20 protein-coding genes are annotated in these 19851 nt (G+C 41.1%); 11 read left to right on the plus strand and 9 right to left on the minus strand.

What is annotated here, in order from left to right:
* Window positions 1-87 precede the first annotated feature (87 nt).
* From CKV81_RS12280 to CKV81_RS12300, 5 genes are all read left to right on the plus strand, one after another.
* Window positions 88-651 carry a hypothetical protein gene (locus CKV81_RS12280; RefSeq protein ID WP_095073659.1) on the plus strand — a complete coding sequence of 188 codons (564 nt, stop codon included), beginning with the start codon at window positions 88-90 and terminating at the stop codon, window positions 649-651.
* 99 nt (window positions 652-750) lie between these two features.
* A complete protein-coding gene (locus CKV81_RS12285; RefSeq protein ID WP_095073661.1) occupies window positions 751-1809 on the plus strand; it encodes a glucokinase in 1059 nt (352 codons plus the stop codon).
* Window positions 1810-1909: 100 nt separating this feature from the next.
* A complete protein-coding gene (locus CKV81_RS12290; protein ID WP_095073663.1) occupies window positions 1910-2470 on the plus strand; it encodes a YceI family protein in 561 nt (186 codons plus the stop codon).
* Between the two features lie 72 nt (window positions 2471-2542).
* The gene (locus tag CKV81_RS12295) at window positions 2543-3184 is read left to right on the plus strand and encodes an alpha/beta hydrolase (protein ID WP_095073665.1); all 642 of its coding nucleotides are present in this window, start codon (window positions 2543-2545) and stop codon (window positions 3182-3184) included.
* An 84-nt stretch (window positions 3185-3268) separates the two neighbouring features.
* Entirely contained in the window at window positions 3269-4687 is a 1419-nt protein-coding gene (locus CKV81_RS12300; protein ID WP_095073666.1) for an L-serine ammonia-lyase, read from the plus strand.
* Between the two features lie 57 nt (window positions 4688-4744).
* Here CKV81_RS12300 and CKV81_RS12305 read toward each other — a convergent pair whose 3' ends face one another.
* From CKV81_RS12305 to prfB, 7 genes are all read right to left on the minus strand, one after another.
* On the minus strand, window positions 4745-5596 hold the full coding sequence (locus tag CKV81_RS12305; protein ID WP_095073668.1) for a prephenate dehydrogenase: 852 nt from the start codon (window positions 5594-5596) through the stop codon (window positions 4745-4747).
* Window positions 5596-5967: a hypothetical protein gene (locus CKV81_RS12310; RefSeq protein ID WP_095073670.1), complete on the minus strand. Its 372-nt coding sequence runs from the start codon at window positions 5965-5967 to the stop codon at window positions 5596-5598. Before CKV81_RS12310 ends, CKV81_RS12305 begins: the two co-directional genes overlap by 1 nt.
* A gap of 52 nt (window positions 5968-6019) precedes the next feature.
* Window positions 6020-7210 (minus strand): alanine dehydrogenase, encoded by a 1191-nt coding sequence (locus CKV81_RS12315; RefSeq protein WP_095073672.1) that lies wholly within the window; start codon window positions 7208-7210, stop codon window positions 6020-6022.
* Window positions 7211-7273: 63 nt separating this feature from the next.
* Entirely contained in the window at window positions 7274-7681 is a 408-nt protein-coding gene (tsaE, locus tag CKV81_RS12320; protein ID WP_095073676.1) for a tRNA (adenosine(37)-N6)-threonylcarbamoyltransferase complex ATPase subunit type 1 TsaE, read from the minus strand.
* Between the two features lie 69 nt (window positions 7682-7750).
* Entirely contained in the window at window positions 7751-8746 is a 996-nt protein-coding gene (locus CKV81_RS12325) for an isoaspartyl peptidase/L-asparaginase family protein (protein ID WP_095073680.1), read from the minus strand.
* Between the two features lie 92 nt (window positions 8747-8838).
* Complete coding sequence (locus CKV81_RS12330; RefSeq protein ID WP_095073683.1) at window positions 8839-9528, minus strand: DedA family protein; 690 nt, start codon at window positions 9526-9528, stop codon at window positions 8839-8841.
* A gap of 288 nt (window positions 9529-9816) precedes the next feature.
* Entirely contained in the window at window positions 9817-10929 is a 1113-nt protein-coding gene (gene prfB, locus CKV81_RS12340; RefSeq protein WP_095073687.1) for a peptide chain release factor 2, read from the minus strand.
* Between the two features lie 155 nt (window positions 10930-11084).
* On the opposite strand from prfB, the gene CKV81_RS12345 reads away from it, so the two are divergent.
* From CKV81_RS12345 to CKV81_RS12360, 4 genes are all read left to right on the plus strand, one after another.
* Window positions 11085-12419 (plus strand): Nramp family divalent metal transporter, encoded by a 1335-nt coding sequence (locus CKV81_RS12345; protein ID WP_095073689.1) that lies wholly within the window; start codon window positions 11085-11087, stop codon window positions 12417-12419.
* A 72-nt stretch (window positions 12420-12491) separates the two neighbouring features.
* The gene (locus CKV81_RS12350) at window positions 12492-13031 is read left to right on the plus strand and encodes a nucleotide exchange factor GrpE (protein ID WP_095073691.1); all 540 of its coding nucleotides are present in this window, start codon (window positions 12492-12494) and stop codon (window positions 13029-13031) included.
* A 93-nt stretch (window positions 13032-13124) separates the two neighbouring features.
* Window positions 13125-14249, plus strand: coding sequence for a molecular chaperone DnaJ (dnaJ, locus tag CKV81_RS12355; RefSeq protein WP_095073693.1), 1125 nt, complete (start codon window positions 13125-13127; stop codon window positions 14247-14249).
* A 103-nt stretch (window positions 14250-14352) separates the two neighbouring features.
* A complete protein-coding gene (locus CKV81_RS12360) occupies window positions 14353-15228 on the plus strand; it encodes an alpha/beta hydrolase (RefSeq protein ID WP_095073695.1) in 876 nt (291 codons plus the stop codon).
* A gap of 38 nt (window positions 15229-15266) precedes the next feature.
* Here the strand turns inward: CKV81_RS12360 and clpP are convergent, their stop codons facing one another.
* Both clpP and dnaG read right to left on the minus strand, forming a co-directional pair.
* Window positions 15267-15956, minus strand: coding sequence for an ATP-dependent Clp endopeptidase proteolytic subunit ClpP (gene clpP, locus CKV81_RS12365; protein ID WP_095073698.1), 690 nt, complete (start codon window positions 15954-15956; stop codon window positions 15267-15269).
* A gap of 171 nt (window positions 15957-16127) precedes the next feature.
* Window positions 16128-18044, minus strand: a complete 1917-nt coding sequence (gene dnaG, locus CKV81_RS12370) for a DNA primase (protein WP_095073700.1) — start codon at window positions 18042-18044, stop codon at window positions 16128-16130.
* A 46-nt stretch (window positions 18045-18090) separates the two neighbouring features.
* Between dnaG and CKV81_RS12375 the strand changes: the two genes are divergently transcribed.
* On the plus strand, window positions 18091-18327 hold the full coding sequence (locus CKV81_RS12375; RefSeq protein ID WP_095073702.1) for a hypothetical protein: 237 nt from the start codon (window positions 18091-18093) through the stop codon (window positions 18325-18327).
* Between the two features lie 42 nt (window positions 18328-18369).
* A complete protein-coding gene (locus CKV81_RS12380) occupies window positions 18370-19839 on the plus strand; it encodes a M28 family metallopeptidase (protein WP_095073705.1) in 1470 nt (489 codons plus the stop codon).
* Window positions 19840-19851 lie beyond the last annotated feature (12 nt).

Genomic DNA, 19851 nt, shown 5'->3' on the forward strand with positions numbered 1-19851 from the left:
TGCAATCTCTTTTGGCACAATGTTTTCAATTAAGACATCAGTAAAATTTAAAATTAATTTAAAATTAAAAGAGTAAAATTTAAAATTATGAAAACAATTAAAAAAACAGTTCTTCTTTTAGGATTAGCAACAACAGGAATAGTAAGTGCCCAAAGTGCAGATATGACAAATATGCTTAAAATTGGTGCTAATGCTGGTGTTGCATTGCCCGCTGAAAATGCTTCAGCAGCTGCAGGTGTTGATGTAGCCTATCAAAATCTTGCAACTCCGGGCTTCGGTTTTGGTATTGCCACCGGATATACACATTATTTCGGTAAAGAAAATAATGGGTTGAATAATAATGACTTTGGTGTGGTACCGGTAGCAGCGCTAATTAGAGTTTACCCTAAACAAACAGGTTTTTATTTGGGTACTGATTTAGGTTACGGATTTATCACTGGTGATAAACAGGTTGCTTCAAACTCAGCTGTAGAAAGACCAGACGGTGGATTTTACATCAAGCCGGAAATCGGTTACCACAATAAAGACTGGAACTTTGCCCTACAGTACCAAAAAGTATTTACAGGTGACAAAGGAGAGATAGGAGGCCAAAAATACAGTGCAGGAGCACTGGGTGCCGGAGTATCTTATAATATTCCTCTAGGCAAGTAATTTAACACAGATATCAAACGGACTTCCCAATTTTTTGGGAAGTTTTTTTTTGCAGCCTAAAAAGAATATTTTTTTATCTTTACAAGTAAACATTTTTATATGTGCGCTAAAACCAAATTCCCATTATATTTACCTGGCAGAGACTGTCCTACGAATAAAAATACGGCAGTAATTGCGGCCGATTTACGCAGAAAAAAAAGTAAAATATCTGTATATAACTGTTCCGAAGGGGATATTCAACTAAAAGTAGAGGCTGATTACAATACTGAAGATTTCCCTGATTTTTCTGCGATAGCACAAAAATTCATTTCGGATTACCAAATCAGCGGCATCGAAAGGATTTCAATCGCAGTTCCCGGTCCGGTGATTTCCGGAAGGTGTGAGACTGAAAATCTGCCATGGGTTATTGAAGCGGAAGTGGTGCGGACGGATTTGGGATTCAAAAAAGCTTATTTAATAAATGACCTTGAAGCAACCGCCTACAGCCTGGCCGATGTTTACGACAATAAATTTGAAACAATACACACTTCAAAAAACAGGGTTCGTGGTAATGTGGCTATTTTAGCTCCCGGAAATGGTTTGGGTGAAGCCGGTTTGTTTTATGATGGCGTAAGTTTGAGGCCTTTTGCAACCGAAGGCGGGCACAGCGAATTCTCGCCAAGAACCGATTTTGAAATCCAGTTTTATCAGTTTCTGAATAAAATTTATGGCATTGTAACCTGGGAAAGTGTTTTGAGCAAAAATGGGATTTATAATATCTACAGATTTCTTCGCGATGTCGGCCGTCATAAGGAGGATCAGGGCTTGAATGAAAAAGTGCATAATGAAGATTTCCTCGATGTGATCGCGGGTTACGGGCGGGAGAATTCATCGAGGCTGGTTGATCTTACGGTTGAAATGTTCCTGCAATTTTTGGCAAGAGAAGCCAATAACTTAGTTCTTAAACTGAAAGCTACCGGGGGGCTCATTATTACTGGTGAAATTACCGACAAAATCCACAGTCTGATCGACAGGGAAAAATTCTATAAAGATTTTAAAATCTCTGACCGGATGGAGCATTTGCTTAAAGACATTCCTATATATATTTTACGGAATGAGATGGGCATCATCGAGGGTGCAGCCTACTACGGAACTTTCATAGAAACCGGTAATCAGTAAATAATAATCGAGCCTTACAAACCTAAGGCTCTTTTCTTATCATAGATCAATGTACTTGCCGCTTTTTTAGGTCTAATTTTGCGTAAAATAATTTTAAGCAATGAAAAAGATAATCGTTGGAGCGGTTCTTGTAAGCGGACTTGCATTCGGACAAACAAAAAAAGTATTGGCATCTAATGTAAACTGGTGGGGGTACAAACTTGCTAAGACAGAAGCATCTCAGCACACCGGCACCGTTGGCGTAAAGTCAGGAAATGTTATTTTGAAAGGTAATAATGTTGTTGGCGGAACTTTCGTGCTGGATATGAATTCAATCAATGCGACCGACCTTACCGGTGAGTACAGAACAAAATTGAACAATCACCTTAAAAACGGCGATTTCTTCGAAACCAACAAATACCCTACAGCAGTGTACAGAATTACTTCTGTAAGGAAAATTGCAGGAAATAAATATCAGGTAAACGGTAATCTTACCGCTAAAAACAAGACCAATCCTGTGTCTTTCCCGGCTGTAATTACGGTTAATAACGGTGTGGTACGGCTGGTTTCTGATAAATTTAGCTTCGACAGACAGAAGTTCGACATTGCATACAAATCAACAATGAAGGACGTAGTGGTGAAAGATGATGTGGATATGAAGGTAGATATTACTGCAAAATAAGTTTTTTTATGTGTTAATGGGAACCTCTGCTATTTTTTGGCAGAGGTTTTTTATTTTTTTTATTTTTGAGTCATGAAAATCTATGTTATAAGCGGGCTTGGCGCAGATTTTAAAGTTCTGGAAAAACTGAAATTTCCGGAGGTGCTGGAGGTCGTATTCTTAGATTGGATGATTCCTGATTCTAATGAATCTTTTGAACATTACGTGCAAAAAATGGCAGACAGAATTGATGATTCTGAACCGTTTTACCTTTTGGGCTATTCTTTCGGCGGAATTATGGTGCAGGAAATCCATAAGATAAAACCGGCAGAAAAAGTGGTGATCTTAGCAAGCATCCGTTCAGATAAGGAGAAATCTCGTTTTATAAAAATGGGCGAAATTACGGGCCTTCCGAAATATATACCGCAAAGAATTTTCAACGGTAAATCTTCGCTACTTTATTCATACATCCGTAATTTTTTTGATCCAAAAAATCCAAAGGTCTTAGAATATTTCAGGGTACGCGATCCCTATTATTTGAAATGGAGTATCGAAAAAATTTCAGCATGGAAGTGTGAAGAAATCCCCGATGTAGTACAGATCATGGGCGATAAGGATATCGTTTTCCCACTCAAAAATTCTAAGCCGGATTACGTAATCAAAGGCGGCACACATCTGTTCCCGGCCACAAAACATAAGGAGGTATCGCTTATTCTCGAAAAAATTCTTCAATAATTGTTGTCAGGTTTATTTTTCACGTACGGAAGGCTTTTATCGTGTGTTGCATAATGATTATATTTGTACAATAGCTAACTATTTATGCAATCGATATCAGTTTTTGAAATTATAAAAGTAGGTATTGGCCCTTCCAGCTCACACACTATGGGTCCCTGGAATGCTGCCGAGATGTTTTTGGATTTAATCAGGAGAAACCGTTCCATCCAGGACGTGCAGGAAATTTATCTTGAATTTTTTGGGTCGCTTGCAAAAACCGGAATTGGGCACGGAACTGATATTGCCGGGATGCTGGGACTTTCCGGAGAAAATTTTAAACGGATTGATACCACAAAGATTGATGAAAAAATTGCTGAAATAAAAGTAAGCAACCAGTTAAATCTCGGTGGGGAAAAGATCATTCCGTTCGTATATGGGCATCATTTGGTTTTAAATATGAGAAATTCTCTTGATTTTCATCCCAACGGAATGATTTTCAAAGCTGTTTTTTCGGACGGTACTTCTCTCGAACAGGATTATTACTCTGTTGGTGGAGGATTCGTGGCAACCAAAGAGGAAAACTCTATACAGAGCCATTGTGTGCGAACACTATATCCTTGTCACAGCGGCAGTGCAATTTTAAAAAATATCGAAAAATTAAAATTGAACCGGGTTTCGGACCTGGTTTATCTGAACGAGGAAAGTTGGAGGACAAAAGAGCAGACCGATGCGGAAGCGCTCTACATCTGGCAGCAGATAAAAGAATGTATTTACAAAGGTGTGAATAAAGAAGGCGTTTTGCCAGGTGGTTTGAACGTTTCGCGAAGGGCAGCTGGTTTAAATAAAAAGCTCCTTGGCGGAAAAACCTACACCAATATCGATGAATGGTTCAAGCTGGTGGTCGATGCCGAGGAAACTTTCAATACCATCAATAAATGGGTTTCATGTTTTGCCCTGGCCGTGAATGAAGAAAATGCAAGTTTCGGAAGAATCATCACGGCTCCAACCAACGGTGCCAGCGGCGTAATTCCGGCAGTGCTGATGTATGCACAGGCTTTCACCGATCATGTTTCCGATGACGATATAATACGTTTTATTTTGGTTGCCGGTGAAATTGGAACCTTATTCAAGAAAAATGCAACAATTTCCGCAGCCATGGGTGGATGCCAGGCAGAAGTGGGAGTTTCTGCGGCAATGGCTGCAGCCGGTTTAACAGAAATTATGGGCGGAACGCCAGGCCAGGTTGTCATGGCGGCAGAGATTGCAATGGAACATCATCTCGGAATGACCTGCGACCCGATCGCGGGACTGGTTCAGATCCCTTGTATTGAAAGAAATTCAATGGGGGCAATGAAGGCGATTACGGCCGCAAATATCGCCATAGAAAGTGATCCGAATAAAGCCCGGGTTACCTTGGATGAAGTCATTCAGTCGATGTGGGATACCGCTCAAAGTATGAACGAAAGATTTAAGGAAACTTCGGAGGGTGGCCTTGCGATAGCGGTGAACGTAGCTGAATGTTAAATTTGAGATAAAATAGACAACGGCTTCAAGCCTGTTTTTTAATTAAAGCACGTTGATTCAGGATTTATTCTCGAGAATCGGGCGTATCCGATTGGCATTTAAAATCAGCTGCTCCAGCAAATCATAATTTTCTTTTTCCAGCGCAGATTTAAACTTTCGGAGCTGCGTGATGTGTTCATTCAGAACATCCAGCACATTTTCTTTATTCTGCTTAAATATCGGTACCCACATTTCCGGATGCGATTTTGCCAGGCGAACCGTACTGGAAAAACCGGAACTCGCCAGCTGAAAAATCGTGTCTTCTTCACGTTCCTTTTCCAAAACGGTGTTGGCTAAAGCGTAAGAGGTAATATGCGAAATATGAGAAATGTAAGCGGTGTGAATGTCATGGTCTTCCGCGGTCATGTAAAGCAGATTCATTTCAAGATATTCTGCGATTTTTTCGACAGTTTTTAAGGCATCTGGTGCGGAATCTTCCTTGTCGCAGATCACTGCGGCCCTACCGGAAAAACTGTCTGCTGACGCGGATTTTGGGCCACTGTTCTCGGTTCCCCACATCGGATGAAATGCTACGAAACGGTTCCTCTTTTTGTGTGTTTTTATGGCCTCCGTAATTCCCGATTTGGTAGAGCCTACATCCATTACCGTTTGATTTTCTGAAATTTTGTCAAGGATTTCAGGAAGTAGGACTCGGGTGGAATCAACAGGAATCGCAATGATGATCAGGTCAGCGTTTTCAATCCCTTTCTCAAGATCAGCGGCTTCGTCAATGATATTGAGCTGAAGTGCTTCCTGAAGATGCCTTTCATTTTTATCAATACCAAAAACATAGGAAGCCAAAGCTCTCTGCCGTAGTTTCAGCATCATCGAACCGCCTATTAATCCAACACCCACAACCGCGATTTTCATCACTTAATTTTTTTTATTGTATTGAAGATAGCTTCCTCCCTGCATTTTTCAAAAGTAATTTCGAAACGCGGATTTTTTTTCGGATAAACTAAAGTATAATCTGGGCAGGGAACTTTCTGGGCATGACTTCTGGTAAAATCGATTTCACCTTTGGTAATGATGCTGTCTTTCAGGAATTTTTCATCCATTTTTAAGGCAGAAATCTCATTTTTAAAATTTTCAGAAAATTTAAAATCTTTGCTCAGTGTTTCCGCGATCACGCGGCTGTTTGGCAGATAACCGGAACAGGTTGCCCCCTTTTTATTAAGAATGAAAAACACGAAAAGCAATCCCGGAATCAATCCGATAAAAAAGAATTTAAGTTTGCGCATATATTTTACTTCGTCAGAATTTGATTTTCAGCGAAGTTTTTTTGGTTTAAATTTAAAAAATCAAAAGATTGATGTCGTGGTAGGTGAGATCAAACCTTTCACATATCGCTTTGTTGGTGTGGCGGCCCTTGTACATGTAGAGACTGTCTTTCATTTGTTTTTTGTGGATCAGCATATTAGCGAAGCCTCCTTCCTCATCATAATTTAAAAGATAAGAAAGGAAAAAGTTTGAAATCGCCTTCGTTGTCGTGCGTGGAATTCTGGAAGTGATATTTGGCAAAGCACAGTGAATGACACCATGTTTTATAAAATACGGGTTATCCAGCGTCGTCAGTTCAGAGGTCTCAATCGCCTTTCCGTTGTCGATGGTTACATCGATAATTACGCTGCCTTTCTTCATTTTCAGAACCATATCTTCCGTTACCACAGGACACTGGCACATTCTCGGTAATGCGGCGATCACGACATCAGCACGCCTTAAGCTCTTTGACAGTTCCTTTGGATCTATAATTGAAGTTGGTACCCGGGCATCGATCAGGGTATGAAGTCTTCTTAATTTTGAAAGTGAATTGTCGAAAATCCGCACATTTGCCCCTAAACCGATGGCCGCTTTAGTAGCAAATTCGCCCACAATTCCCGCACCTATAATCACCACTTCTGTGGGGCGTATGCCGGTAATTCCGCCCAGCATCAGCCCGTTTGAAAGTGCCAAAAGTTCAGATGCATAAAGTACCGAAGTCGTCCCGGCAATTTCGCCGATGAGTCTTACCAAAGCCAGTTGCTCGTAATCATCCACAATAAATTCAAAGGCGATGGCATTGACTTTTCTTTCACCAAGCCTTTTAAAATATTCCTTATCTCGCAGATTGATCTGCAGAGCCGAAACCAAGTAAGCATCAGGTTTCAGATATTCAATTTCTTCATCGGTCGGCGGATTGATTTTCAGAACAAGATCCTGTCCGAAAGCTTCCTTTGGGTCGCTGGTAATTCTCGCACCAGCTTCGGAGTATTGCTGGTCGGTAAAAAAAGAGCCTTTTCCGGCTTCAGATTCTATGATGATTTCGTGGCCGTTTAATGCCAAAACCTGCACTGCATCTGGGGTTATGCATGTCCTGCGCTCATTCAGGCAGGTTTCCTTCGGTATTCCGATGGTGAATTTTTTTCCTTTTTTTACGACCTCCAGTTTTTCTTCCTTTGGTAATAAATCTTCTTCCTTAAAAGGGGTGAAAATCGTTCCGCTCATTATAAAAAGTTGAAAGAATTAATGAGCAAAGATACACAACCTGCAAGAATTAAACTTTATAATTTAGCTGAAAAAAACTTCGCGCAGATCACCCGTATTTTCGATGGTCATGGTATGGTGAGGCAGCGCCTGCAGTTCCTCTTCATAAATTTCCGGCCATTCGATGATGCATAGAAAAGCATTGTCGAGATATTCATCCATTCCGATATCATACACTTCACCAACCGACTTCATCCGGTAAAGGTCAAAATGAAAAACATTTCCTTTTGGAGTACGATATTCATTAACAATTGCATAGGTGGGCGAGGACACTTCATCCGTGCTGCCCAGATTTTTGAGTAAAAATTGGGTAAAAGTTGTCTTTCCAGCACCGAGATTACCTTTTAAAAGTAATAAATTATGCTCAAGTTTCGGCAGAATTTGATTTACAACTTCCTGCCAGTCCTCGATTTTATGAATTTTGAAAGTCATTTAAACTCTAAAATTTTATAACTGCTTATCTGTTTTCCAACTGCTGGTTCCAAACTTCAATCTTTCTGCTTATTTATAAATCTCTACCTCAATTTCGCCCTTATCTGTGATCGCACCTCGGTACATTCCGGCCGTGTTCATTTCCATGGCAATGTTTCCGTTATTATCTAATGCTATGAGGCCACCATCACCACCCATTTCCCCTATTTCTGCGATCACTTCCTGGGTTGCTGTTTTCACATCTTTGTGCTGGTATTCCATTTTTGCGGCAACAGTTCTGGCAGCGGTGGAACGTATGAAAAATTCACCCCAACCCGTTCCGGAAATTCCGACCTGAGCGTTCGCATAAGTTCCGGCGCCGATCACCGGGGAGTCGCCGATGCGGTTCCATTTTTTATTGGTCATGCCGCCCGTAGAAGTTCCTGCGGTGATATTGCCTTCTCTATCCAAAGCCACTGCGCCTACCGTTCCAAACTTTTGGTCAATTTCAAGGTAGTCCGGCTTTTTGTTCTGGGTGGTTGCTTTTTTCAGTTTTTCTTTTTCCAAAGCTTTCTGCAGCCCGTTCCACCTGTCCTGGGTCCAAAAATATTTTGGATCTACAATTTCAAGCTTCTGTTCTTTTGCAAATTCTTCAGCGCCTTTACCGGAGAGCATCACGTGTTCAGATTTCTGCATCACGGCAATCGCTGCCTTGATTGGATTTTTAATGGTATGTACCCCTGCGACAGCACCTGCAGATTTGTCTTTACCATACATAATCGATGCGTCCAGTTCATTCCTTCCTTCGTGGGTAAACACAGCGCCTTTTCCGGCGTTGAACAGTGGTGAGTTTTCCATCACGACAATCGCAGACTGCACCGCATCAACTGAAGTTTTTCCTTTTTGAATTTCTGCGTAACCGGCTTTCAGAGCTTCGGTTAACTTGTCTTTGTACGCTTTTTCCTTTTCAAACGTCATATTTTCTTTGGTAATTGTTCCAGCTCCCCCGTGTATCACCAAAACATATTTTTTCTGAGCTGAACACAGTAAGGAAAGTACCAGGAAAAAGGAAGTGAGAATTTTCATTTTTTATAGGAAATTATTATTAAAAATATAAAATTTTTGGCAAACAAAAAGCCCTTCTTTGAAGGACTTTCGTATAATTATTTTAGTGAATCCTAGATGTTTGGGGATTCATTTTCATCGCTTTGCTTTTTACCAAAAATAAATTTGATGATCACCGGCACCGTCGTAATCAAAACAATAATGATGATAATCATTTCAAGATGTTTCTTCAAATCAATATCAAACTGCGTTTTGAAAAGTTCGTTAAGATAGTGTCCGGCAAAAATCAGCGAAAAAGCCCACAGGAAAGCGCCAATTATATTGTCTCTCAGGAATTCTTTTTTATCCATCTTTACAATTCCCGCAACAATTGGCATAAACGTCCTTACAATCGGTAAAAATCTCGCCATAATTACTGCTAATGCGCCGTGTTTTTCAAAAAAATCGTGCGCCTGGAACAGATATTTTTTCTTGAAAAATGTGGAGTCTTCCCGTTTGTATAAAGTGGGGCCCGCCTTCAGACCGAACCAGTAACCAACTTCATTACCTATAATTCCGGCCACCGCTACGCAAGTCGCCAAAATTGTTGTATCCAGAAAGTCGCTGCCGGTACTGCCAAATGTTTCGGCGATAAGCTCCTGGGCATAGATTCCGGAGACAAAGAGCAGCGAGTCGCCGGGAAGAAAAAATCCTACGAAAAGACCGGTCTCTGCGAAAATAATGAATAAAATAAGCCAAAATCCCCCAAGTTTGATGTAGAATTCAGGATTGAGGAGGTCCTTCCAACTTTCAAAATGCTCCATAAATTTTCTTAATTTCGCAAAAATAATGTAATTAAATCCTTAACAAAAATTATTAAGATTTTTTAACAATTAATTATTTATTCTTTATCAGTGCATTAAAATATGCCCATATTTTGCATTGCGATTTCAGAAGAGGTGATTTGTGCAACCATAGCTTTCTCCAACCCTTAAACTCAGTGTACACGTCTCGTAAAAGTAAAGCAGAATAATTAATATAAAATAATAAAAAAAGCCCCGAATTCACCAATAATTTGTGCATTCGTGGCAAATATTCCTTTTTAGTTATATCTACAAATCGAAGTCGTCTTCGGATACTGCTGTTCCATCCGCCATCAAAAAAGCTTTAAGGAAAGGCGTGATTTCTCCGTTCATCACAGAATCCACGTCCGAAGTTTCGTATCCGCTTCTTACATCTTTCACCAGTTTGTAAGGATGCATCACATAATTTCTGATTTGGCTGCCCCATTCAATCTTCATTTTGTTGGCTTCGATCTCGTTTCGGGCTTTCATTCTTTCTTCCAGTTCTATCTCATAAAGTCGGGATTTCAATAACTGCATCGCTTTTTCCTTATTCTGCAGCTGCGAACGGCTTTCTGAGTTTTCAATAATAATCCCGGTGGGTGCGTGGCGGAGGCGAACTGCAGTTTCTACTTTGTTTACATTCTGTCCACCAGCTCCGGAAGCACGCATCGTTTCAAAAGAAATATCCGCCGGGTTGATCTGGATATCAATGGTGTCGTCAACCAAGGGATACACATACACAGAAACGAAACTTGTGTGTCTTTTCGCATTGGAGTCGAAAGGTGAAATTCTCACCAAACGGTGAACCCCGTTTTCGCCTTTAAGATAACCGAACGCATATTCGCCGTCGATTTCGAGAGTTACGGTTTTCACTCCGGCTACGTCACCTTCCTGAAAGTTCAGTTCACGAATTTTGTAGCCTTGCTTCTCCGCCCACATCACATACATTCTCATCAGCATCGAAGCCCAGTCGCAACTTTCCGTTCCACCGGCTCCGGCGGTAATTTGCAGCACAGCCGAAAGTTCATCACCTTCATTGGAAAGCATATTTTTAAACTCCAGGTTTTCGATTTTTTCAACCAGTTGGGGAAACTGAATATCGAGTTCCTGTTCAGAATCCGGATCTTCTTTAGCAAATTCCATCAGCACCTGCAGATCTTCAAATCCAGCGTGAATATTTTCGTAATCTTCCACCCACTTTTTCTTGGAACGGAGCTGCTTCAGGAAAACTTCGGCTTCCTTCGGGTTGTTCCAAAATTCGGGAGCGGCTGTTTTTTCATCGTCATTGGAGATTTCGATTTTCTTTCTGTCTATCTGCAAAAATTTATGTAGATCCTCTATCCTGGACTGTATTTCTTTCAGTTGGTCGCTGTTAATCATTTTGCAAAAATAGTGATTTTGAATATTTGAATTCAGAGTTTGGGTTTAATGCTGTTATTGGATTTAGAAATTTTTGTCTGAAACTTTTCAAAATGAATTTAACAATGATTATAAATTAGGAAACATTTATTATTTTTGTTAGTCTAATCTAACAAATGAAAAATCTTTTACAAAGAGCCTGGCGGCAGGAGCGCAGCTCTGATTCCCTTGCAGAAGTATTTTCCTCGGTAGAAATTCCAAAAAATGCAAACTTTTGGAGAAAGCTTATAGCGTTTTTAGGTCCGGGTTTGATGATTTCAGTGGGTTATATGGATCCCGGAAACTGGGCTACGGATATTGCCGGCGGTGCTCAGTTTGGTTATACGTTGCTTTCGGTCATCCTGATTTCAAATCTTTTTGCGATTGTATTGCAGCATTTGTCATTAAAGCTCGGAATTGTTGCTGAGCGTGATTTGGCGCAAGCCTGCAAAGACCATTTTCATCCCGTTGTAAATTTTATTTTATGGGTTTTCTGTGAAATTGCAATCGCAGCTATGGATCTGGCGGAGGTACTGGGAACCGCGATTGCACTGAATTTGCTTTTCGGAATTCCTTTAACTTGGGGCGTTGCAATAACAATTATCGATGTTTTTGTTATTTTATTGCTGCAGTCAAAAGGTTTTCGCTGGCTTGAAAGCGTGGTGGGCGGTTTGATTTTTATTATCTTAATCTGTTTTGGTTACCAGATCATTATTTCAAAACCAGAGATTTTCCCAATTCTGAGTGGTTTGGTTCCACAAAAGGAAATTGTCTCTAATCCGTCCATGCTTTACATCGCAATTGGAATCTTGGGGGCTACGGTGATGCCGCACAACCTTTACCTGCACAGCAGTATCGTGCAAACCAGAAATTATGAGCGGACCGATGAAGGTAAAAAAGAAGCCATAAAGTTTGCCACTATCGACAGCACGGCGTCTTTGCTGTTGGCGTTTTTCATCAATGCCGCGATTCTGATCGTTGCGGCAGCGACTTTTCACACTTCTGGAAATAAGGATATTGCGGATATATATGATGCACACCGTATGCTCGAACCGCTGCTAGGGACATCGTTCGCAAGTATTGCTTTTGCTGTGGCGCTTTTGGCATCGGGCCAAAACTCAACGTTGACTGGTACACTGGCCGGACAGATTGTGATGGAAGGGTTTTTAAATTTAAAATTAAAACCATGGCTAAGGCGATTGATTACCCGCTTAATTGCAGTGATTCCGGCATTTTTCGTCACATTATTTTATGGTGAAAAAGGAACTTCGGAACTTTTGGTTCTGAGCCAGGTAATTCTTTCGATGCAGCTAAGTTTTGCGGTCATTCCGTTGGTGATGTTTACGAATGATAAACTGAAAATGGGAAGATTCGTCAACAAAAACTGGTTCAGAATTTTGGTTTGGATCATTAGCATGATTATCGTTATTCTCAATCTTTATCTCCTGTTTGAAACTTTTTCCGGAAAATAGCAACGTGACTAATTGTCCACAAATTGTCTTTGGCAATAGTTTTGAAAATCTATCAATATTAAAATTAAAATTATGTCAGAAAATCACGATAAATACGACGAAAATCTGGAGAATCAGGAGGAGACAAATCTGAATACTGAGACTGAAAACGCTGCAAATGTGACAGAGCAGCCTTCCGCTGAAGACCTTTTGGCAGAAGAAAAAGACCGTTATATCCGTCTGTATGCTGAATTTGAAAACTATAAAAAAAGGACTGCCAAAGAGAAAATGGAGTTCTTTCAGTTTGCCAATCAGGACATGATGATTTCGATGCTTGGTGTTCTTGATGATTTTGAAAGAGCCATCAAAAATATTTCTGAAAACGGAGACGAATTCACGTTGCAGGGTGTGGAACTCATCTACCAGAAATTCAAGTCAAAACTTGGTGAAAAAGGCCTGAAAGTAATGGAAGTGAAAGCCGGAGACGATTTCAATGTCGATCTGCACGAAGCAATCACGCAGATTCCCTCACCTTCACCGGAGCTGAAGGGTAAAATCGTAGATGTAATCGAAACAGGCTATACGCTTTATGACAAAGTGATCCGTTTCGCAAAAGTGGTTACAGGAAACTAATCCGTAGTCTATTTGCTGGGCAGTGAATTAAAAGGTGAGGCTTAATTCACAATTCACAGCCAGCGATTCATTCAAAGAAATTCACTATAATTTATGTCGAAAAGAGACTATTACGAAGTGCTTGGCGTGTCCAAAAGTGCTTCCGCAGAAGAGATAAAGAAGGCTTACCGTAAACAGGCTTTAAAATATCATCCCGATAAAAATCCGGGTGACAAGGAGGCTGAAGAAAAATTCAAGGAAGCAGCCGAAGCTTATGAAGTTTTGAGCGATGATAACAAGAAAGCACGCTATGATCAGTTTGGTCACGCAGGAATGGGTGGTTCCGGCGGATTTGGCGGAGGTTTCGGTGGCGGAATGAATATGGAAGATATCTTCTCCCAGTTTGGAGATATTTTCGGTGGACATTTCGGCGGCGGATTTGGCGGTTTCGGCGGCGGCGGGGGCCGACAGCAGTTGCGTGGTTCCAATTTGAGAGTCAGAATCAAGCTCAGTCTTGAAGAGATGGTGAACGGTACGCAGAAAACGATTAAGGTTAAAAAGCTGAAAGGTGCGCCGGGAGCAACTTCTAAAACATGCCCTACCTGTAACGGAAGTGGCGCTCAGATCAAGGTAATGAACACCATGTTTGGGCAAATGCAGACGCAGACGACCTGTGGAACCTGCCAGGGAATTGGGAAGGTTGCCGACAAAATTCCGAGCGGTGCCAATGAACAGGGCCTTGTAAAAGAAGACGAAGAAGTAACCATCAACATTCCGGCGGGAGCGAGAGAAGGAATCCAACTGAACGTCCGGGGAAAAGGTAATGATGCGCCTTTTGGCGGAAACCCGGGAGATTTGCTCGTGGTTGTAGAAGAGGAGGAAGACAGCAAGATCAAGCGTGAAGGTGATAATCTTCACCAGGAATTATTCATTTCTTTTGCAGAAGCAGCTTTGGGAACCTCAAAGGAGATCTCAACCGTTGGCGGAAAAGTGAAAATAAAAATTGATGCAGGAACGCAATCCGGTAAAATTTTACGACTGGCCGGGAAAGGTTTGCCAAGTATAGACAGTTACGGCAAAGGCGATATGTTTGTACACATCAACGTGTGGACGCCACAAAAATTAACTCCAGAGCAAAAAGATTTCTTCGAAAAACAGATGCAGAACGGTGAAATGGACGCTGAACCGTCAGGAAAAGAAAAATCATTCTTTGATAAAGTAAAAGATTTATTCAGTTGATGAGCAATAGAGAGACTTTTAAAGAGTCTCTTTTTTTAGATGTGTAGAATAATTTTTAGTGTGAAAAGATACTTTAATGGTACAGATTTTTAAATAATGAAATATGAAGAAACATATTTTAAATTATCATTTCTGGATTCTTGGAATGATGGGCATGCTCCTTTCATCCTGTATCACAGCGCAAAGGGTTGTTAATGAAGAAGGTTCAAAAAAAAATTACAATTATAAATACGGTGTAGATAAAAGGAATGTAATGGATGTCTTTCTTCCTCAGAATCATTCGGAAGATTCCCCATTGGTAATGATTGTGCACGGCGGAGCCTGGAAATTTGGAAGAAAGGAACATATGAAGATGATTCAGAAAAGACTTTTTAAAGAAAATATTCCGACAGTAAATATCAACTACCGTTTGGTTAGCTCAAAAAAAGGAATTACGTATCAACAGCAGCTGGAAGATATTGAATCGGCTGTTAAAGAAACCAAAAAGCATTCTCAAGAGTGGAAATTTAATCCTGGTAATCTTATACTTCTGGGAGAAAGTGCCGGTGGACATTTGGCGTTGCTGTACGGATATAACAATCCGGATAAAGTGAGCAAATTAATATCAATGAGCGGACCGACCGATTTTTATTCAGAGCGTTTTACGTCAACATTAAATTCCAAATATACTTCGCCCACTATTCAGGATGTGGTAGGAACTAAATTTAAACGCGGCAACATTGCGGAGGAATTTCGGAAAGCGAGCCCACTATGGCAGGTCAGTCATGTACCTACTTTGATTTTTCAGGGAGATTTAGATCATTTGGTAAACAAGAATCAGGGTTTGTCGCTGGCATCAAAACTGGAAGAAAAGCAAATTCCGCATAAGCTTGTTTATATGAAAAATGCGGGTCATATGCCCAGATTGTTCAGCAAAAAGAAACGCGACAGTTTAATCTTTCCAAATATCATCGAATTTATCAGGGAAGATTTCAAATAAAAAAGCGGCCAAAAGCCGCTTTCTTTTTAATCTGTTTTTTAGTTCTCACCTGTAGGTTTTTTTTCCAGAACTTCATCCACCATCCCCATTTCCTTAGCTTCGGATGATGTCATCCAGTAATCTCTGTCAGACGCTTTTTCTACCCATTCATACGGCTGTCCGGAGTGGAGAGAAATGATTTCGTAAAGTTCCTTTTTCAGTTTAAGCATCTCTCTTAGGTTGATTTCCATGTCTGATGCTACGCCCTGCGCACCGCCAGACGGCTGGTGGATCATCACTCTGGAATGCTTCAATGCTGAACGTTTACCTTTTTCACCGGCTACCAGAAGCACAGCACCCATACTTGCAGCCATACCTGTACATATCGTCGCTACATGAGGTTTGATGATCTGCATCGTATCATAAATTCCCAAACCTGCATAAACACTTCCGCCCGGCGAGTTGATGTAGATCTGAATATCTTTCGATGGATCAGCACTTTCCAGGAAAAGAAGCTGAGCCGTGACGATGTTAGCTACCTGATCGTCGATTCCGGTTCCCAGAAAAATAATCCTGTCCATCATCAAACGGGAGAAAACGTCCATCTGAGCTACGTTCAGCCGTCTTTCCTCCATAATGTAAGGTGTAAGGTTAGTGGGGCCGTACATCCCCATATACTGGTCTGTTGCCAAACCGCTGTTTCCTAAATGTTTTACAGAGAAATCTCTGAAATCTTTTTTTATATCCATATATAATCTTTTATCTGTTCGTCTAATAATTGTTTTACTTCCTGTTCCGGCACAGGCCAAAGTTTTTTATAACTCACCACGCCAGTTCATCAGAAACCTGGATTGTTTCAGATGTTTCTTTTCGGGAGTATTTTAACAAACCTTATTCCACAAAATAATTCTGACCTTTTGTCACAAAATCCTGTGCAGCGCTTCGTCGATCTCATTTTTCAGCTGGTTCAGACGCAAGATTTTCATATAAGTTTCTGTGTTGTCGGCTTCGGCTTTCAGTGTATCTTTTAAATCATTGATCATTTTCACCGTAAATTCCCGTTTATGGCGGATGATGACGTCTTCAATGATTTTTGGAACCAGTTCCTGTTCTTTGCTGAAAAAGATATTATGCTTGCTCCAGTCGCTGTTTTCATACGGCTCCAAAAGTGCATCTGCCACACGGTCCGAAACCTCTTCATCCATTAAAGTTAAGAAAAATTTCCCGGCCCGCAGCTCATCCGATTCAATCCCGGATTTTATTTCTGAAATGATTTTTTCATTTACGGGAGACTGAATTTCATAACCGTCTTCGTCAAAATGTGCCAGTATTTCTTCAATCACTGTGATTTGGTAGGGCTGGTTTTCATGGTCGGACCGCGTTAAAACATGGTCGCCGTACTTCAGCATCAGCTCGACGAGTTTTTCCTCCAAAACAATCAATGGATTTACTGCGAAAACGGTCTCCCCAACAACTTCAAGTTTTGGTTGTGGTTTTGGGGCTTCCGATCTTTGGTTTTGCTGAGCGATTTGCTTCTGCACGCCCAGTTCATTAAATAAACTTTGTTCGCTCAACCCAAATTTACTCGAAACTTCTTTTAGATAGACCTCACGTTTCAGGGCATTTGTAACAAAAGCGACCGATTTTACAATGTCGCGGATTGCTTCCGCTTTTTTTATAGGATCGCCTCCTGCTTCTTTAAGTAAAATTTCAGCTTTGAAGTCGATGAAATCCGTTGCTTCGTTTTTAATATAGTTTTCAACAAACTCCTGCGGATGTTTTCTGGAGAAAGAATCCGGGTCGTCACCGTCAGGAAACAGCAGCACGCGGATATTCATTCCTTCCGACAACAGCATGTCAATACTTCTGAAGCTGGCTTTTATTCCCGCAGCATCACCATCAAAAAGGATGGTCACATTTTCTGTAAGCCTTTTGATGAGCTTAATCTGTTCGGTCGTCAAAGAAGTTCCTGAACTTGAAACCACATTCTCGATTCCTGCCTGATGAAGGGCAATCACATCCATATAGCCCTCAACCAAAAGGCAAAGATTATTTCTGGAAATCGACTGTTTGCTTTGGTTTAAGCCATAAAGAACGCTGGACTTGTGATAAATTCCCGTTTCCGGAGAATTGAGATATTTGGCAGTTTTGACATTGTTTTTAAGAATTCTGGCCCCAAAACCCAGCACTCTGCCCGAAAAACTGTGAATCGGAAAAATCACACGTTCCCGGAAACGGTCGATGCCGTTGGATGAATTTTCCGGAAAAATGGAGAGTCCGGATTTTTCTAAAATATCTTTGGAATAGCCTTTTTCCAGAGCGTATGCGGTAAATGCATTTTTCTGTTCGGGTGAATAACCCAACTGAAATTTTCGGATGATGTCTTCACGAAGTTCGCGCTCTCTAAAGTACGCAAGCCCTATGTTCTGGCCTTCCTCAGTGTCATACATCTGTTCCTGAAAGAAATTATTGGCAACCTCGTGAATTTTATAAAGTAAATCTTGCTCCGTTTGTGCAGCTTTTTGCTCTTCGGTTTGTTCAGCCTGCGTTTCTTCGATTTCAATGCCGTATTTTTTCGCGGCGTGGCGAAGCGCCTCAGGATACGTAAAATTTTCAATTTCCATTAAAAAAGAAATTGCCGTTCCTCCTTTCCCGGTCGAAAAATCTTTCCAGATCTGCTTGCTTGGCGATACCACAAAACTCGGCGTTTTCTCATCCTGAAATGGGCTCAGCCCTTTGAAGTTGGAGCCTGCACGTTTCAGCTGCACATATTCGCCGATGATTTCTTCCACGCGGATGACGGAAAAAACCTTGTCGATGGTCTCTTTGGAAATCATTTGGTAAAAATAATGAACATTTTCGGAAAAGTTTTATTTTTGATATATGAAGACGATTGAAATAAAAGCCCAGCAGTTTTTTGAACTTTTAAAGATAAGAGATACTTCCATGTGGGAAATTTTTGCCCAGATGATTGATGGCGAGGAGAAGGAAATTATCTTTTTAGATAACGAGGAAAAAGTGCTTTTCAACTACACGCTTCCGGATGATCTTGAAAAATTGAAGGCTGACCAAAAAGTTTTCGCAAAGGAGTACGCTGAAAAAATTGCGCAGAATAATTAGCATCAGATTTCAGAAAACGAAACCAAATTAAATTCATTTAATATGATCAAAATCAAAACTTTGACATGGTTTTTCCTGGCTTTTGTCGGGTTTGCCAATGCGCAGACTTACAAAAAGCCGTTGGTTTCCGCCATCAAGGAAACCGACCTGCGTACCGACATGTTTCAGTTGGCTGCAGACCAGTTTTGGGGTAGAGAAGCCGGAACTTTGGATGAACTGAAGGTCTCCATGTGGCTGGCTAACAAAGCCGCGGAAGCAGGTATGAAACCTGCTGGAGATAACGGTACTTTTTTCCAGTTCTTTGATATGTACCGGCATCAGGTTGCACCGCAAAGCTCAATAAAGATCAACGGCAGTGAACGCAAAATCTGGAAAGATATTCTGGTAGCGGATGTGGTAAATGCTGCATACAGCGGTGAAATCATACACGCAGGAAAAGCCGAGCCTGCAGACCTGGCAAAACTTAATATAAAGGGCAAAGTTGTGGCTATCAATGTTTCCGATAAAGATGTGGCAAAGGAAATGACGCTTTTTGAGCGCCGATATCCAGGATTCATCCGGACGAAATACTATAAAACTGCGGAAAACCTTGGCGTGAAAGGAATCATCTTCATCACCGACGATATTTCAGAAAAAAGCTGGGTTGAAGTGGTGCCGCAAATGACGCGCGGGCAGTACGGTGTGGAAGGCCTTCGTGAAAAAGTTTCGAATACAGTTCCTGTTTTCTGGATTCAAAGAGCCAACGAAAATTGGGTGAAAAATAATGCAAAAATTGATTTCAAACTAATTACTGAAACATATAAATATCCTTCGGTAAATATTATTGGGAAAATTGAAGGCACAGATCCAAAACTAAAAGATGAATATGTGCTGGTTTCCGGTCACCAGGATCACGACGGTATTCGCCATCCTGTGAAGAATGATACGATCTACAACGGTGCTGATGACAATGCGAGTACCTGTGTGGCAATGCTGGCGATGGCGAGAGCGTACAGAAAACAGCCCGGAAAACGAAGCATTCATTTTGTATTTCACGGTGCCGAAGAGCGCGGATTGCTTGGTTCCAGATGGCATGCCGCACATCCTGTGGTTCCAAGGGAAAATATTGTTGCCGTGCTGAACGGCGATATGATCGGCAGAAATAATTTGGATGAAGCTGCACTTTTAGGGGGTACTTCGCCGCACAAAAATTCCGATGATTTGGTAAGAATGGCCGAAGAAGCCAACAATGAAAGTACAAAATTCAAATATCTGCGAGAATGGGATTTGCCGGAACATCCGGAATATTTCTACTTCAGGATTGATCATGTTCCGTATGCGAAGCTCGGTATCCCGTCGTTATTTTTCACCAGTGTGCTGCATCATCAGTACCACCAGCCGCAGGATGAATCTGAAAACATCAATTACAAAAAATTGTATAAAATGACCGAATGGATGTACCGAACGAGCTGGAAAGTTGCCAATGAACCTGAACGTCCTAAGCTTCTGCCCAACGTGAAATTTGAAAGATAAAATATTAAAGCG

Origin of the sequence: Chryseobacterium taklimakanense (genome assembly GCF_900187185.1) — a bacterium.
Lineage (GTDB): Bacteria > Bacteroidota > Bacteroidia > Flavobacteriales > Weeksellaceae > Planobacterium > Planobacterium taklimakanense.